Annotated in this window: 16 protein-coding genes and 1 other RNA gene; 7 read left to right on the forward strand and 10 right to left on the reverse strand. The window is 68.0% G+C overall.

The window, feature by feature from the left end:
* Positions 1-3: 3 nt before the first annotated feature.
* The 3 genes from ubiH to DMX10_RS11135 are packed head-to-tail and all read right to left on the reverse strand — an operon-like array spanning position 4 to position 3,129.
* Positions 4-1,188 carry a 2-octaprenyl-6-methoxyphenyl hydroxylase gene (gene ubiH, locus DMX10_RS11125; RefSeq protein WP_111261119.1) on the reverse strand — a complete coding sequence of 395 codons (1,185 nt, stop codon included), beginning with the start codon at positions 1,186-1,188 and terminating at the stop codon, positions 4-6.
* Complete coding sequence (gene pepP / locus DMX10_RS11130; RefSeq protein WP_111261120.1) at positions 1,188-2,522, reverse strand: Xaa-Pro aminopeptidase; 1,335 nt, start codon at positions 2,520-2,522, stop codon at positions 1,188-1,190. The genes ubiH and pepP overlap by 1 nt, the downstream gene beginning before the upstream one ends.
* 43 nt (positions 2,523-2,565) lie before the next feature.
* Positions 2,566-3,129 (reverse strand): YecA family protein, encoded by a 564-nt coding sequence (locus DMX10_RS11135; protein WP_111261121.1) that lies wholly within the window; start codon positions 3,127-3,129, stop codon positions 2,566-2,568.
* A gap of 157 nt (positions 3,130-3,286) precedes the next feature.
* Here DMX10_RS11135 and DMX10_RS11140 point away from each other — a divergent pair, with 157 nt between their 5' ends.
* The 4 genes from DMX10_RS11140 to DMX10_RS11155 all read left to right on the forward strand — a co-directional run bounded on the left by DMX10_RS11140 (position 3,287) and on the right by DMX10_RS11155 (position 4,634).
* Positions 3,287-3,496, forward strand: a complete 210-nt coding sequence (locus DMX10_RS11140; protein ID WP_111261122.1) for a TIGR02449 family protein — start codon at positions 3,287-3,289, stop codon at positions 3,494-3,496.
* A complete protein-coding gene (locus DMX10_RS11145; RefSeq protein WP_111261123.1) occupies positions 3,493-3,807 on the forward strand; it encodes a cell division protein ZapA in 315 nt (104 codons plus the stop codon). The genes DMX10_RS11140 and DMX10_RS11145 overlap by 4 nt, the downstream gene beginning before the upstream one ends.
* Before the next feature lie 34 nt (positions 3,808-3,841).
* Positions 3,842-4,020: non-coding RNA, 6S RNA (ssrS, locus tag DMX10_RS11150), on the forward strand.
* Positions 4,021-4,028: 8 nt separating this feature from the next.
* Entirely contained in the window at positions 4,029-4,634 is a 606-nt protein-coding gene (locus DMX10_RS11155) for a 5-formyltetrahydrofolate cyclo-ligase (RefSeq protein WP_111261124.1), read from the forward strand.
* Positions 4,635-4,669: 35 nt separating this feature from the next.
* Here DMX10_RS11155 and DMX10_RS33165 read toward each other — a convergent pair whose 3' ends face one another.
* Entirely contained in the window at positions 4,670-4,798 is a 129-nt protein-coding gene (locus DMX10_RS33165; RefSeq protein WP_021218212.1) for a hypothetical protein, read from the reverse strand.
* Between the two features lie 201 nt (positions 4,799-4,999).
* On the opposite strand from DMX10_RS33165, the gene DMX10_RS11165 reads away from it, so the two are divergent.
* Positions 5,000-5,449 carry an EVE domain-containing protein gene (locus DMX10_RS11165; RefSeq protein WP_111261125.1) on the forward strand — a complete coding sequence of 150 codons (450 nt, stop codon included), beginning with the start codon at positions 5,000-5,002 and terminating at the stop codon, positions 5,447-5,449.
* A 13-nt stretch (positions 5,450-5,462) separates the two neighbouring features.
* Here the strand turns inward: DMX10_RS11165 and DMX10_RS11170 are convergent, their stop codons facing one another.
* Entirely contained in the window at positions 5,463-5,885 is a 423-nt protein-coding gene (locus DMX10_RS11170) for a flagellar basal body-associated FliL family protein (RefSeq protein ID WP_111261126.1), read from the reverse strand.
* Positions 5,886-6,075: 190 nt separating this feature from the next.
* Between DMX10_RS11170 and DMX10_RS11175 the strand changes: the two genes are divergently transcribed.
* The gene (locus DMX10_RS11175; RefSeq protein WP_111261127.1) at positions 6,076-7,053 is read left to right on the forward strand and encodes an NADPH:quinone oxidoreductase family protein; all 978 of its coding nucleotides are present in this window, start codon (positions 6,076-6,078) and stop codon (positions 7,051-7,053) included.
* Between the two features lie 65 nt (positions 7,054-7,118).
* Here the strand turns inward: DMX10_RS11175 and DMX10_RS11180 are convergent, their stop codons facing one another.
* The 5 genes from DMX10_RS11180 to DMX10_RS11200 all read right to left on the reverse strand — a co-directional run bounded on the left by DMX10_RS11180 (position 7,119) and on the right by DMX10_RS11200 (position 12,555).
* Positions 7,119-8,579: an amidase gene (locus DMX10_RS11180; protein WP_111261128.1), complete on the reverse strand. Its 1,461-nt coding sequence runs from the start codon at positions 8,577-8,579 to the stop codon at positions 7,119-7,121.
* Between the two features lie 64 nt (positions 8,580-8,643).
* Positions 8,644-9,678: an extracellular solute-binding protein gene (locus DMX10_RS11185; RefSeq protein ID WP_111261129.1), complete on the reverse strand. Its 1,035-nt coding sequence runs from the start codon at positions 9,676-9,678 to the stop codon at positions 8,644-8,646.
* Between the two features lie 17 nt (positions 9,679-9,695).
* On the reverse strand, positions 9,696-10,496 hold the full coding sequence (locus DMX10_RS11190) for an ABC transporter permease (protein WP_178082939.1): 801 nt from the start codon (positions 10,494-10,496) through the stop codon (positions 9,696-9,698).
* A complete protein-coding gene (locus DMX10_RS11195; protein ID WP_111261131.1) occupies positions 10,496-11,422 on the reverse strand; it encodes an ABC transporter permease in 927 nt (308 codons plus the stop codon). Before DMX10_RS11195 ends, DMX10_RS11190 begins: the two co-directional genes overlap by 1 nt.
* A 14-nt stretch (positions 11,423-11,436) precedes the next feature.
* Positions 11,437-12,555 (reverse strand): ABC transporter ATP-binding protein, encoded by a 1,119-nt coding sequence (locus tag DMX10_RS11200; protein WP_111261132.1) that lies wholly within the window; start codon positions 12,553-12,555, stop codon positions 11,437-11,439.
* Positions 12,556-12,769: 214 nt separating this feature from the next.
* On the opposite strand from DMX10_RS11200, the gene DMX10_RS11205 reads away from it, so the two are divergent.
* The gene (locus DMX10_RS11205; RefSeq protein WP_111261133.1) at positions 12,770-13,666 is read left to right on the forward strand and encodes a LysR substrate-binding domain-containing protein; all 897 of its coding nucleotides are present in this window, start codon (positions 12,770-12,772) and stop codon (positions 13,664-13,666) included.
* The last annotated feature ends 1 nt before the right edge of the window (position 13,667 follow it).

Here is a 13,667-nt window from a genome sequence, read left to right on the forward strand (position 1 = left end):
GGCTCAGATGGGGCGGGTGCCCAGGCCCATGGCCTGGCGGGCGAACCAGCGCTTGGCCGGGGGCAGCAGGTCGAGCCCCAGCAGGCCCAGGTTGCGCCCGGTGGCCAGCAGCGGCTCCTTGTTGGAGAACAGGCGCGTCACCTGGTCGGAGAAGCCGACGGTGAGGTCCTGGTCCAGGCGCTGGTTGTCGAGGTAGCCCTGCAGGGTGGCGAAGTCGCCCAGGGGCGCGGCGCTGGCCAGCAGCGTCTCGGCCAGGGCCACGGTGTCGCGCAGGGACAGGTTGTAGCCCTGGCCGGCGATGGGGTGCAGGCTGTGGGCGGCGTTGCCGAGCACCACCAGGTTGGCGCGCACCTGCTCCTCGGCTTCCACCAGGGTCAGTGGGTAGAGGTGCCGCGCGCCCACCTGGCCGAAGGCGCCCAGGCGATAGCCGAAGGCTTCCTGCAACTCGGCGAGGAAGGCGCGGTCGTCGAGGCGGGAAAGACGCTCGGCGTCCTTGCCCGGACGGGTCCAGACCAGCGCGCAGCGGTTTTCCGCCAGCGGCAGCAGGGCCATCGGGCCTTCGTCGGTGAAGCGTTCGAAGGCCTGGCCGCGATGGGCTTCCATCGGGCTGACGTTGGCGATCAGCGCGGTCTGCCCATAGGGGTTGCGCCTGACGCCGATGCCCAGTTGCTCGCGCAGGCCGGAACGGCCGCCGTCGGCCAGCACCGCCAGCTCGCAGTCGAGCTGGGTGTCATCGTTGAGGCTGAGGCGATAGCCGTCCGCCAGGGGCTCCATGCGCACCACTTCGGCGGGGCAGCGCCAGCTCACCACCTCGGCGTCCAGGGCCTGCCACAGGCACTGGCCGAGCCAGGCGTTCTCCACCACGTAGCCAAGCGCCGGGACGCCCTCCTCGATGGCGGCCAGGCGCGCGGCGCCGAAGCGGCCACGGTCGGATACGTGGATCTGCAGGATGGGCTCGGCTCGGCGGGCGATGGCCTGCCACAGGCCGAGGCGCTCGTAGATCTGCCGGGTGCCGAACGACAGCGCCGAGGAGCGGGCGTCGTAGCTGGGCTGGTAACTGTCACCGGGGGCGAAGGGTTCGATCAGGGTGATCTTCCAGCCGCGCGCCTTGGCGCCTTCCTGCAGGGCCAGGGCCAGGCTGGCGCCCACGAGGCCGCCGCCGATGATCGCCAGTTGGGTACGTTGCATCACGCGGCCTCGGTTCGTGCGGCGGCCATCAGGGCCTCGATATCGGCGACCGTCTTGGGTACGCCACCGGTGAGGATCTCGCAGCCTTTCCTGGTCACCACCACGTCGTCCTCGATGCGCACGCCGATGCCGCGCCACTTCTTCGCCACGTCCTGGTTGTCGACGGCGATGTAGATGCCCGGCTCGACGGTCATGGCCATGCCGGGCTCCAGTACGCGCCACTCGCCGCCGACCTTGTATTCGCCGACGTCGTGCACGTCCATGCCCAGCCAGTGGCCGGCGCGGTGCATGTAGAAGGGCTTGTAGGCTTCGCTGGCGATCAGCTCGTCGACATCGCCCTGCAGCAGGCCGAGCTCGACCAGGCCGGCGGTGATCACGCGCACGGTGGCCTCATGGGCTTCGTTCCAGTGCTTGCCGGGGGCGATTTCTAGGAAGGCGGCTTCCTGGGCGGCCAGCACCAGTTCGTAGATGGCCTTCTGCTCGGGGCTGAAGCGGCCACTGACGGGGAAGGTGCGGGTGATGTCGCTGGCGTAGCAGTCCAGCTCGCAGGCGGCGTCGATCAGCACCAGGTCGCCGTCCTTCAGCTGCGCGTCGTTCTCGCGGTAGTGGAGGATGCAGGCGTTCCTGCCGGCGGCGACGATGGAGCCGTAGGCCGGCATCTTCGCGCCGCCCTTGCGGAACTCGTATTCCAGCTCGGCTTCCAGGCTGTACTCGTAGAGGCCGGCGCGGGCGGCCTGCATGGCGCGCACATGGGCACGGGCGGAGACCTCGCCGGCCTCGCGCATGACCTTGATCTCGGCCGCCGACTTGTACAGGCGCATGTCGTGCAGCAGGTGGTCGAGGGCGACGAACTCGTTCGGCGGCTGCGCACCCTGGCGCGCCTTGGAGCGGATCACGTTGACCCACTCCATCAGGTGCTGGTCGAACTCGGGGTTGGTGCCGATGGAGTAGTAGACGCGCTCGCGGCCTTCGATGAGGCCGGGGAGGATGTCGTCGATGTCGCCGATGGGGAAGGCATCGTCGGCGCCGTATTCGCTGATGGCGCCGTCCTGGCCGGCGCGCAGGCCGTCCCACAGCTCGCGCTCGGGGTCACGCTCGCGGCAGAAGAGCACGTATTCGCCGTGCTCGCGCCCGGGGATCAGCACCAGCACCGCCTCGGGCTCGGGGAAGCCGCTGAGGTACTGGAAGTCGCTGTCCTGGCGGTACACGTGCTCGACGTCGCGATTGCGGATGTGCACCGGCGCCGCCGGCAGGATGGCGATGCTGTTGGGCACCATCTGCGCCATGAGGGCCTTGCGACGACGGGCGAATTCGGACTTCGGGATACGGGTCATGCGCGCTCCTTACAAGGGGCGCCCATGCGCCCGTGACGCGGGTTCAATGCAGAGAGGTTTTCGGCGCCGGAGCCACCGGCGCGGGCTTCCTGGCGCACTCGCTGAACAGCAGCAGGGGCGCCACGCGCAGGTACTCCATCACTTCCATATAGTCGGTCTCGCCGTCCTCGGAGTCTTCCAGGGCGCTCTGCACCTGGGCGATGGAGGCAAGATCCTGGAGCACTTCGACCGCCTCGCCGGACAGCGCGCCTTCGCGTGCGGTCAGGCCGAAGCCGCCGAGGAAGCCCTGGCACCACTGGCCAAGGGCGGCGGCGCGGTCGGCCAGCGGCGTTTCGTCGTCGGGCAGCAGCAGCACGACGGCCATCTCGCTGCCGGTGAGTTCGTCCTTGACCATCTCCTGCAGGCCGATCAGGGCCTGGCGCAGGTTGTCCTGCGGGGCGCTGCCGAGCAGCTCGGCGGCATCCTCCAGCCAGGGCTCGGCGTCGAAGCCCGCACCGGCGCAGCTGCGCCCCAGCAGGAGGCCGTGAAGCTCGGCGGGAGAGACGGGCTGACCGCTGGTGGCGAGCAGGGTGGCGAAGGCGGAATACGGGGAATTGGAACTGGGCATGGGTGGCTAGGCGCCAGAGGGCGCAATCACTAGAATGACGGCCTCGTATCCTAGCATCGGCACGCGCGCCAAGACCATCGACCGCCGCCGACGGGTTTGACCCTGGATCGGGCCGATCCTATATAGTCCGACCATTCATCGCCCAAGTAGAGAGCCCATGGAAGACGCGGAACTGCAAGCCCTCACCGCCAAGCTGGAGCTCCTGATCCAGCGCGTTGAGCAGCTCAAGTCGCAAAACCGGCAACTGCAGGCGGCTGAAAAGGCCTGGAAAGAAGAACGCGCTCATCTGATCGAAAAGAACGAAATGGCCCGGCTGAAGGTCGAAGCGATGATTTCGCGCCTGAAAGCCCTGGAGCAGGATTCATGACCCAGCCGAACACCGTCACCGTCCACATCCTCGACAAGGAATACTGCATCGCCTGCCCCTCGGACGAGCGCGCCAACCTGGAAAGTGCCGCCCGCTACCTCGACGGCAAGATGCGCGAGATCCGCACCAGCGGCAAAGTCATAGGCGCTGACCGCGTCGCCGTGATGGCCGCCCTCAACATCACCCACGAACTGCTGCACAAGCAGGAGCGCCTGGACCAGGAGGCCACCTCGACCCGCGAGCGCGTGCGCGACCTGCTCGAGCGCGTCGACCACGCCCTGGCCGCTGATCCGGATGGTCACGAAGCCTGACGCCAGAGCCTTCTCTTGGGGTATACTCGCCGGCAGCTCCCTGGTGTGTTTGCCAGTCGGTGATGTCCCTGAGCCGATACGCACAACCACGGGGGTTGTAAGTGGGGCCGGTGTGCATGTCCGCCTGACGGAAAGCCTTAACGCCTCCTGCAACCTCCACCTTGAACTTTCGGGTTCAAGGGCTAAACCGACAGCGGCATAACCGGGGAGTCGTACCCTTCATGATCAGCGCCGGCACTCTCTCCCGCCCGGCTCTGCGGCGCCTGCTCAGGCAGACACGCCGCACGCTTCCCCCCCTCGAACAGAAACACGCCGCCCGCGACCTTTATCGCCAGCTCGCCCAGCATCCGCTGTTCCGCCGTGCCCGCCACGTGGCGCTGTACCTGCCGGCAGACGGCGAGATCGACCCGCGCCCCTTGCTGCGCGAGGCGCAGAGGCGCGGCAAGGCCACCTACCTGCCCGTGCTCAAGGCCTGGCCGCCGACGCGCATGGTGTTCCAGCGCCTGCGCCCGGGCGAGAAACTGGTGCGCAACCGTTTCCGCATCCTCGAACCCCGCGCCAATGGGTCGCAGCAGCGCCCGGTGTGGACGCTGGACCTGGTCCTGCTGCCGCTGGTGGGATTCGACGAGGACGGCGGGCGCCTGGGGATGGGTGGCGGCTTCTACGACCGCAGCCTGGCCTATCGCGCACGGCGCAAAAATTGGCAGAAGCCGACGCTGCTGGGCCTGGCCCATGAATGCCAGAAAGTGGATCGGTTGCCCTTGGCGAGCTGGGACGTGCGCCTGCAGGCGACGGTGACGGACGGGGGCTGGTATCGCGGGAACTGAGGCGGCGCCGCGTTCCCTGCGGCGTCGTCGGAGAATCAGGGCTGCTGGATACTGACCGGCGCGCCTTGGCGCTGCTCCCACAGGCTCTGGGTGTAACCCGTGGTAACCACGCCCAGGCCGAAGAGTATGACCAGTACCCAGAGAAGATCGGGTTTGCGTTTCATCGATTGCCTCCCCCTTCAAGGCAAACGTTCCGCGATGACTTGCGGCGGTTGCTTTTAGTTATGGGCCGCGAGTGGTCTGCGGCTTAAAGTGCGGCATTCTCCGGCAACGCTGGGGAACACGCAATTTATGACGCCAGCCGACCGTCGGCCAGTTGATGATTTTTCGTCCGCGACAAGGACCGGACGTCAGGAGCAAAGTTCATGCCTTATTGGTTGATGAAATCAGAACCCGACGAACTGTCGATCCACGACCTCCAGCGCCTGGGCCGCGCGCGCTGGGATGGCGTGCGCAACTACCAGGCGCGCAACTTCATGCGTGCCATGCAGGAGGGCGAACTGTTCTTCTTCTATCACTCCAGCTGCCCGGAACCGGGCATCGCCGGGATCGCCCGCATCGTCGGTGCCCCCTACCCGGACCCAACGGCACTGGACCCCGGCAGCCATTACTTCGATGCCAAGGCCAGCCAGGAGAAGAACCCCTGGAGCGCGCTGGACGTCGAGTTCGTCGAGGCCTTCCCGTCGGTCATCCCCCTGGCGGCGCTGAAGACCCAGGCCGCGCTGGAGGGGATGCCGCTGGTGCAGAAGGGGTCGCGCCTCTCGGTGATGCCGGTGCGCGACGAGGAATGGCAGGCGGTGATCGCGCTGCGCTGAACGCGAGCCCGGGTCAGGGCTGGATGATCAGGTTGTTGAACAGCAGGTCGTCCACCAGCGGCTTGCCCTCTTCCTGCTGCAGCACCTGCTGGACCTGCTTGAGCGCCTCCTGGCGCAGTTTCTCCTTGCTGTCGGGCGTGGCCAGGCTTTCGTCGGTCTGCTGCGAGAAGAGCATCACCAACTGATTGCGGATCAGCGGCTCGTGGTATTCCACCGACTTGGCCGCATCCGCCCCAGCCACCTGCAGGGAAATGTCCGCCTTGTAGTACTTGAGCTTGGGGCCCGCACCGTAGTTGCCCACCAGTGCAGGCGTCAGGCCGACATAGGCGACCTTCGGGGCGGCAGCCTCGCCCTCCTTGGGTTCTTCCTTCTCCTCGTTGGCCAGGGCGGCGAAGGGGATGAGCAGGGCCAGCAGCAGTGCGAGGGTGGTTTTCACGGGGATCATTCCTGAGGAGGCATGCCGCCTAGCATAGCCAGACCCGCGCGCCGGCCCAAGCCCGATGCTTATGCATGGCTATCAGGCCGGGCCATGCTCGTTGACCCACCGGGCCGGCTACCTACACTGCCAAGCCATCAGGCCAACCCGCCGGGCCCTTCGCGCCGGCATCCACGTTGAGGAAGCGTCCATGAAAGCCGTCCTGTGCAAAGCCTTCGGCCCAGCCGAAACCCTGGTGCTCGAAGAGGTTGCCAGCCCCGAGCCGAAGAAGAACGAAGTGCTGATCGACGTGCATGCCGCCGGCGTCAACTTCCCCGACACGCTGATCATCGAAGGCAAGTACCAGTTCAAGCCGCCGTTCCCCTTCTCCCCGGGTGGCGAAGCGGCCGGTACCGTCGCCGCCGTCGGCGAGAAGATCACCCACCTCAAGCCCGGTGACCGGGTCATGGCGCTGACCGGCTGGGGCAGCTTCGCCGAGCAGGTGGCCGTGCCCGGCTACAACGTGATGCCGATCCCCAAGGGCATCGACTTCAATTCCGCAGCCGCATTCGGCATGACCTACGGCACCTCCATGCACGCCCTCAAGCAGCGCGCCAACCTACAGCCGGGCGAGACCCTGCTGGTGCTGGGCGCCTCCGGTGGTGTCGGCCTGGCGGCGGTGGAGATCGGCAAGGCAATGGGCGCCAAGGTGATCGCGGCCGCCAGCAGCGCCGAGAAACTGGAAGTGGCCAAGGCCGCAGGCGCCGACCTGCTGATCAATTACAGCGAGTCCAGCCTCAAGGAGAAGGTCAAGGAGCTGACCGGCGGCCAGGGCGCGGACGTGATCTACGACCCGGTGGGTGGCGACCTGTTCGACGAGGCCATCCGCTCCATTGCCTGGAACGGCCGCCTGCTGGTGGTCGGCTTCGCCAGCGGCCGCATCCCCGAGCTGCCGGTGAACCTGACCCTGCTCAAGGGCGCCTCGGTGGTCGGCGTGTTCTGGGGCTCCTTCGCCCAGCGCCAGCCCCAGGACAACCTGGCCAACTTCCAGCAACTGTTCGCCTGGCATGCCGAAGGCAAGCTCAAGCCGCTGGTCTCCCAGGTGTTCCCGCTGGAGCAGTCCGCCGACGCCATCAACGCCCTCGGCCAGCGCAAGGCGGTGGGCAAGGTGGTCGTCAAGGTCCGCTAGCAACCGAGCAGTACTGGGCCCGCCCCGCCACGAAACGGGAGCGGGCCCTTTTCTTTCCGGGTCCCTCAGCCCGCCGCCAGCAACGGCGACGGACGCCGGCGGAACCAGTCGCTGGCCTGCTCGTAGGCATGGGCCAGTTGCAGCACCGCCAGGTCCTTCTGGTGCGGCCCGATGATCTGCAGCCCCATCGGCAGGCCATCCGTGTTGAACCCCGCCTGCACGTTGGCCACCGGGCAGCCCGACAGGGTCCCGGGGATCACCACCTCCATCCAGCGGTGGTAGGTATCCATCACCACGCCCTCGATCGCCTGCGGCCAGTGCTGCGCCTTGTCGAAAGGGAACACCTGGGCACTGGGCAGCAGCAGGTAATCGAAGCGCTCGAACAGCCGGCTCACCGCGCGGTACCAGTCGCTGCGGGCGGCCGAGGCGCGGTAGACCTGCTGGCCGCTCAGGCGCAGGCCGTTCTCCACTTCCCAGCAGGCTTCCGGCTTGAGCTGCGCGCGTTTCGCCGGGTCCTCATAGGCCGCCCCCAGGCCACCGGCCACCAGCCAGTGGCGCAGGGTCAGCCACGTGTCCCAGAGCCGCTCGCGGGAAAAGCCCAGGCCCGTCTCCTCCACCACGCAGCCCAGCGCCTCGAAATCCTTCAGGGCGGTGCGGCACAGCTCAAGCACGCCGCGCTGCATCGGCAACTGGCCGTCGAGGTCACCCAGCCAGCCCAGGCGCGCGCCCTTGAAGTCGCGCTGCAACGAGCCGGCGAAGGCCGCGCCATCGCCGGGGATGGACAGCGGCGCACGGGCATCGCCGCCCGCCTGCACCGAGAGCAGCAGGGCCACGTCGCGCACGCTGCGGCCCATCGGCCCCTCGTAGCCGAGCTGGTCGAAGAACAGGTCGGCGCTGTCGTCGAAGGGCACGCGGCCCTGGGACGGGCGGAAACCGATGACGTTGTTGAAGGCCGCCGGGTTGCGCAGCGAGCCCATCATATCGCTGCCATCGGCCACCGGCACCAGGTGCAGCGCCAGGGCCGCCGCCGCGCCACCGCTGCTGCCGCCGGCCGTGCGGGTGGGGTCGAAGGCGCAGCCGGTGGCGCCGAACAGCGGGTTGTAGCTCTGCGAGCCGAGGCCGAATTCCGGCGTGTTGCTCTTGCCGATGAAGATCGCCCCGGCGGCGCGCAGGCGCTCGGCCATGATGCCGTCACGTGCCGGCACGTGGTCGCGGAACAAGGGCGAGCCGTAGGTGGTGGTGATGCCCCTGACCGCCGAGAGGTCCTTCACCGCGTGGGGCAGACCGTGCATCCAGCCCCGGTAGAGGCCCTGCGCCAGCTCGGCGTCGCGCTCGTCGGCCTGGGCCAGCAACGCCTCGGCCGGTTGCAGGCTGACCAGCGCATTGACCGCCGGGTTGAAGCGCTCGATCTGGGCCAGGTAATCCAGCATCACCTCGCGGCAGGACACATCGCGCGCGCGGATGCGCTCGGCCAGCTCGGCGGCCGGCAGGCGCACCAGCTCGCTGATCGGGGTTGCATGACTCATGGGCAGTGATCTCGTTCCGTCTCGTTCTGGTTATGCGCCCCCGCGCCGGCGGGGGCGGTGTTCATCAACGCATCAGGTTGGTCCACAGGCGGTCGGCCAGGCGGATGGCGCCAGCGCCGCAGGTCTGGCTGAACACCACCTTGGTGCCTTCGGGGATGTGCAGCTCCGGGGCGTCCTTGAGGCCCGGCTCGAGGTAGGGCTCGACGCCCTGCACCGGGCTCTGGTGCTTGAGGAAATTCTGCGTCAGCGCGGCGTTCTCCGGCTGGCTGAGGAAGGCGATGAAGGCCTTGGCGTTATCCAGGTTGCGCGCGCCCTTGGGGATCACCAGGTTGTCCACCCAGGCCATCACGCCTTCCTTCGGGTAGAGGTACTGGAGGCTCGGCTTCATCTCCCGTGCGCGCAGCGAGGAACCGCCCCAGAACATCGACATGTCCAGCTCGCCGGCCGCCAGGCTCTCGCGGATGGCACCGGCCTTGGAGCTGTAGGTGCGCACATGGGGCTTCTGCTGCTTGAGCAGCGCCAGCACCTGCTGCATCTGCCTGGGGTCCTCGCTGCACAGCGGGATGCCCAGGTAGAGGCTGGCGGTGTCGATCACCTCGCTGACCGAGTCGAACATGTTGATGCGCCCCTGCAGCTCCGCCGGCGGCTTGAACAGCAGCGCGTAGCTGTCCGCCTCGCCCTGGTAGCGCTCGCGGTTGACCACCACGCTGGTGGTGCCCCAGATGAAGGGTGCGGCGTAGGCGCCCTCCGGGTCCCAGGCGGGCTTCTGCAGGTTGGCGGTGAAGCCCTGGTAGTAGGCCTGCTTGCCGGGCTCGAAGCGCTCCAGCAACTGCTCCTGGATGAGGATCGGCACGAACTGGTGGGAGGGGATGGCGACGTCGTAGCCGGCGCCGCCCTGCTTGAGCTTGGCCAGCAGCGTCTCGTTGGAATCGTAGGAGTCCACCGTGACCTTGATGCCGCTCTCCTTCTCGAACTTCTCCAGGATCTGCGGCGAGAAATAGCCGCTCCAACTGATGACGTTGAGCGTGCCGGCGGCCTGCACGTTGGCCGCCAGGGCGAGGCCCAGCGAAGTACCCAGAACAGCGATCAGCTTTTTCATGCGTCAATTCTCCAGGGTCAGGTTCTTTGCCTGCCAAGCAGCCAGGACAGGGTCACGAAGAGCACGGAGACGCCGAGGATCAGCGTCGACACGGCGTTCACGTCGGGCGTCACGCCCATGCGCAGCAGGCCGAAGATGAAGATCGGCAGCGTGGTGGTGCCGGCCTGGGAGACCATCATCGAGATCACGAAGTTATCCAGCGAGACGATGAAGGCCAGCATCAGCCCGGAGAGGATCCCCGGCATCAGCAGCGGCAAGGTGACCTTGCGCAGGGTGCGCCAGGGCCCGGCGTAGAGGTCCGCGGCGGCCTGCTCCAGGGACAGGTCCATGTCGTTGAGGCGCGCGCGGATCGGCAGGTAGGCGAAGGGGATGCAGAACACCGTGTGGGCGATGATCAGGTTGCCGTAGCCCAGGGACAGGCCAAGGGTGGAGAACAGCGCCAGGGTGGCGACGCCGACCACGATCTCGGGCAGCACCAGCGGCAGCATGATGGTGCCCATCGACAGGCGCAGGCCCTTGAAGCGGGCGCCGCGCGAGGTGGCCAGGGCCGCCAGGGTGGCGATGGCGGTGGCGATCAGGCTGGCGCACAGGGCGATCAGCAGGCTGTTGCCGGCGGCCTGGCGCAGCGCCTGGTTGGCGAAGGCGGCGCGGTACCAGTCGAGGCTGAAGCCGCTCCACACCGTGGCCGACTGGTTGGCGTTGAACGACAGCACCACCAGGACCAGGATCGGCGCGTAGAGGTAGAGATAGAACAGCAGGCTGAAGCCGCCGAAACCGGGGAAGTGGTGGACGCCGAGGCGGCGCTTGAACAGGTTCATCACACACCTCCCCGGGCGATGCGCACGCGCTCGGCGCGCAGTGCGTAGAGGGTCAGCACCAGCATCACCGCGGCCATCAGCACCAGCGCCAGGGCGGAGCCGAAGGGCCAGTTACGGGCATCGCTGAACTGCCGGAAGATCAGGTTGCCGAGCATCATCCGCGTGCCGCCGCCGAGCAGCTCCGGGGCCACCATGGCGCCGAGGCAGGGCACGAAGGTGAGGATGGCCCCGGCGAGGATGCCCGGCCGGGCGATGGGCAGCACCACCGTGCGCAGGGTGCGCCAGCGGCCGGCGTAGAGGTCCTGGGCCGCCTCCAGCAGGCGCATGTCCATCTTCTCCAGGGTGGCGTAGATCGGCAGCACCACGAAGGGCGCGTAGGTGTACACCAGCCCCAGCAGCACCGCGCCGTCGGTGTAGAGCAGCTGCAGCGGCTGGTCGACCAGCCCCAGGCCCACCAGCGTGCCGTTGACCACGCCGGTCTCGCGCAGCAGCAGGATCCAGGCGTAGGTGCGGATCAGCAGGTTGGCCCAGAACGGCACGGTGATGAGGAAGATCAGCAGGCCGCGCTTGTGGGGCGGCTGCATGGCCAGCCACACCGCCACCGGGAAGCCGATCAGCAGGGTCACCAGCGTGGTCGCCGCGGCGATGCCGATGGAGCGCAGGGCGATCAGCAGGTAGGCGTCGACGAAGGCCAGGCTGTCGTCCAGTTGCCGCTCGAACAGCAGCGACAGGTAGGACTCGGTGCTGAACACCGGCTCGACCCCGCCGTAGGGGTTGGCTTCCATCAGCGAATAGCCGACCACCAGCAGGATGGGGACGATCAGGAACAGGCCGATGGCGAGCAGCGCCGGGCTGACGCCGAGCAGGTTGCGCAGGGATTGCCGGCGCGCGTGCAGGGCGGCGCCGGTGAGGGTGGATCGATGCATGTCAGCCTCCGGGCTCAGTCCAGCAGGACGCTGGCGCTGCCGTTCTCGAACTGCAGCGCGGCGCGCTCGCCGACGCCGAAGCGCTGGTGACGCTCCAGGCTGTTGGGCATGCGCACGGTCAGCCGGGTGCCGTCGTCGAGGCTCACCCGGTACTGCAGGTCGGTGCCCAGGTACACCTGTGCCTCCACCCGGCAGGGCAGTGCGCCGACGGTATCGACACCGCCCAGGTGCACGCGCTCGGGGCGGATCGACAGGCTGACCCGGCTGCCCGGCAGCACGCCGTCGACGGATTCGGCCTGGAACGGCTGCCCGCCCGGTCCCTGGCACAGCGCCCGGGCGCCATCGAGGCTCAGCACCTGGGCGTCGAGGAAGTTGGTCTCGCCGATGAAGTCGGCGACGAAACGATTGCGCGGGCGCTCGTAGATTTCCTGCGGGGTGCCGACCTGCTGCACCTGGCCCTCCGAGAACACCGCGATGCGGTCGGACAGGGTCAGGGCCTCTTCCTGGTCGTGGGTGACGAAGATGAAGGTGATGCCGGTCTTCGCCTGGATCACCTTCAATTCCTCGCGCATCGCCTGGCGCAGCTTGAGGTCGAGGGCCGAGAGCGGCTCGTCCAGCAGCAGCACCCGGGGGTGCGGCGCCAGGGCGCGGGCCAGGGCGACGCGTTGCTGCTGGCCGCCGGACAGCTGCGTCGGGCGACGGTCGGCGAAGCGCTCCATCTGCACCAGGGCGAGCATCTCGGCCACGCGCTCGGCGACCTGGGCGCGGCTCATGGCCCGGCCCAGCGGCTGGGATTCCAGGCCGAAGGCCAGGTTCTGGGCGATGGTCATGTGCGGGAACAGCGCGTAGTGCTGGAACACCGTGTTGACCGGGCGCGCGTAGGGCGGCAGGTCGGCGATGTCCTCGCCATAGAGGTGGATGCTGCCGGCGCTGGGGTATTCGAAGCCGGCGATCATCCGCAGCAGGGTGGTCTTGCCGCAGCCGGATGGGCCGAGAAGGGTGAAGAACTCGTTGTCGCGGATTTCCAGGTCGACGTGCTTGAGGGCGACGGGCCCGGATTGCGGATCGCCGTAGACCTTGCGGACCGCGCGAATGGATACCGCTGCGGTCTGCACTGCATGCAGGGCGTTCATGGCCTTACCTCCGTGTCCTCGCCGCGTGGTGTCCGCTGGCGGGACTTCTCGTTGTTCTGGGCAGGACTGAGGGCTCGTGGCGAGCGGGTGGAGCGGGCGCGCTGGTTGTCGTTATGGCGCTGCCTGGCCCGGATACTCGGCCAAATACACGCGACAGGAAACTTCAATTTCCTTACATTGGCTGTTAATAAAATTAACAGCCAGGAGTCCCGTGATGGCCGAACCACGCCTGCCGCCGCTCAACGCCCTGCGCGCCTTCGAGGCCGCTGCCCGCCTCGGCAGCTACGTCGCCGCGTCACGGGCGCTGCACGTCACCCAGCCGGCCATCGGCCGCCATGTGCGCCTGCTGGAGGACTGGCTCGGCGTGCAGTTGCTGGAACGTACGCCACGCGGCGTGCTACTCACCGAGGCCGGGCGGCGCTACCACGCCAAGGTGTCGCGGGCGCTGCGGCAGATCGCCGAGGCCGGCGCCGAGGTGGCGGCCAGCGACACCCCGCGCTGGTTGCGCATCCTCGCCGTGCCGGCCTTCGCCAAGCGCTGGCTGATGCCGCGCATGGAGTCGCTGCGCCAATTGCGGCCGGGGCTGAAGATCGCCATCGAGCCCAACCCCACCTTCACCGCCGTGGACGGCCAGGGCGCCGACCTGGGCATCGTCTACGGCATGCCCGGGCAGTACCCGCAATGCAGGGCCACCCTGCTGCAACCCAATGTGTTCCCGGTGTGCTCGCCGGAGTACCTGGCCGCCCACGGCCCGATCGCAGGAGCCGACGAGCTGGCGCGGCACAAGCTGATCCATGTGGACGACGGTGAATGGTGGAACGCCTGGCTGGCGGCCGTCGGTTGCGCCGTGCGGGTCAGTTCCGATGTGCTCTACGTGAGCAACGACCACGCGCTGAGCATGGCCGAGAAGGGCCACGGCATCGCCCTGGCCAACGAGGTGCTGGTGAGCCAGGAACTGGCCACCGGCCTGCTGGTACGCCCCGTGTCGCTGCAGGCGCCGCTGGAGAGTTACCAGGCGCTGCTGCCGACCGAAGCGGTCAGTGCCGATATCCAATGGTTCCTGGGGTGGCTGGCAGCGGAGCTGCGCGCGGAGTTTCCCGAGCTGGCGTGAT

It is taken from the genome of Pseudomonas sp. 57B-090624, from assembly GCF_003234055.1.
GTDB classification, from domain to species: domain Bacteria; phylum Pseudomonadota; class Gammaproteobacteria; order Pseudomonadales; family Pseudomonadaceae; genus Metapseudomonas; species Metapseudomonas tohonis.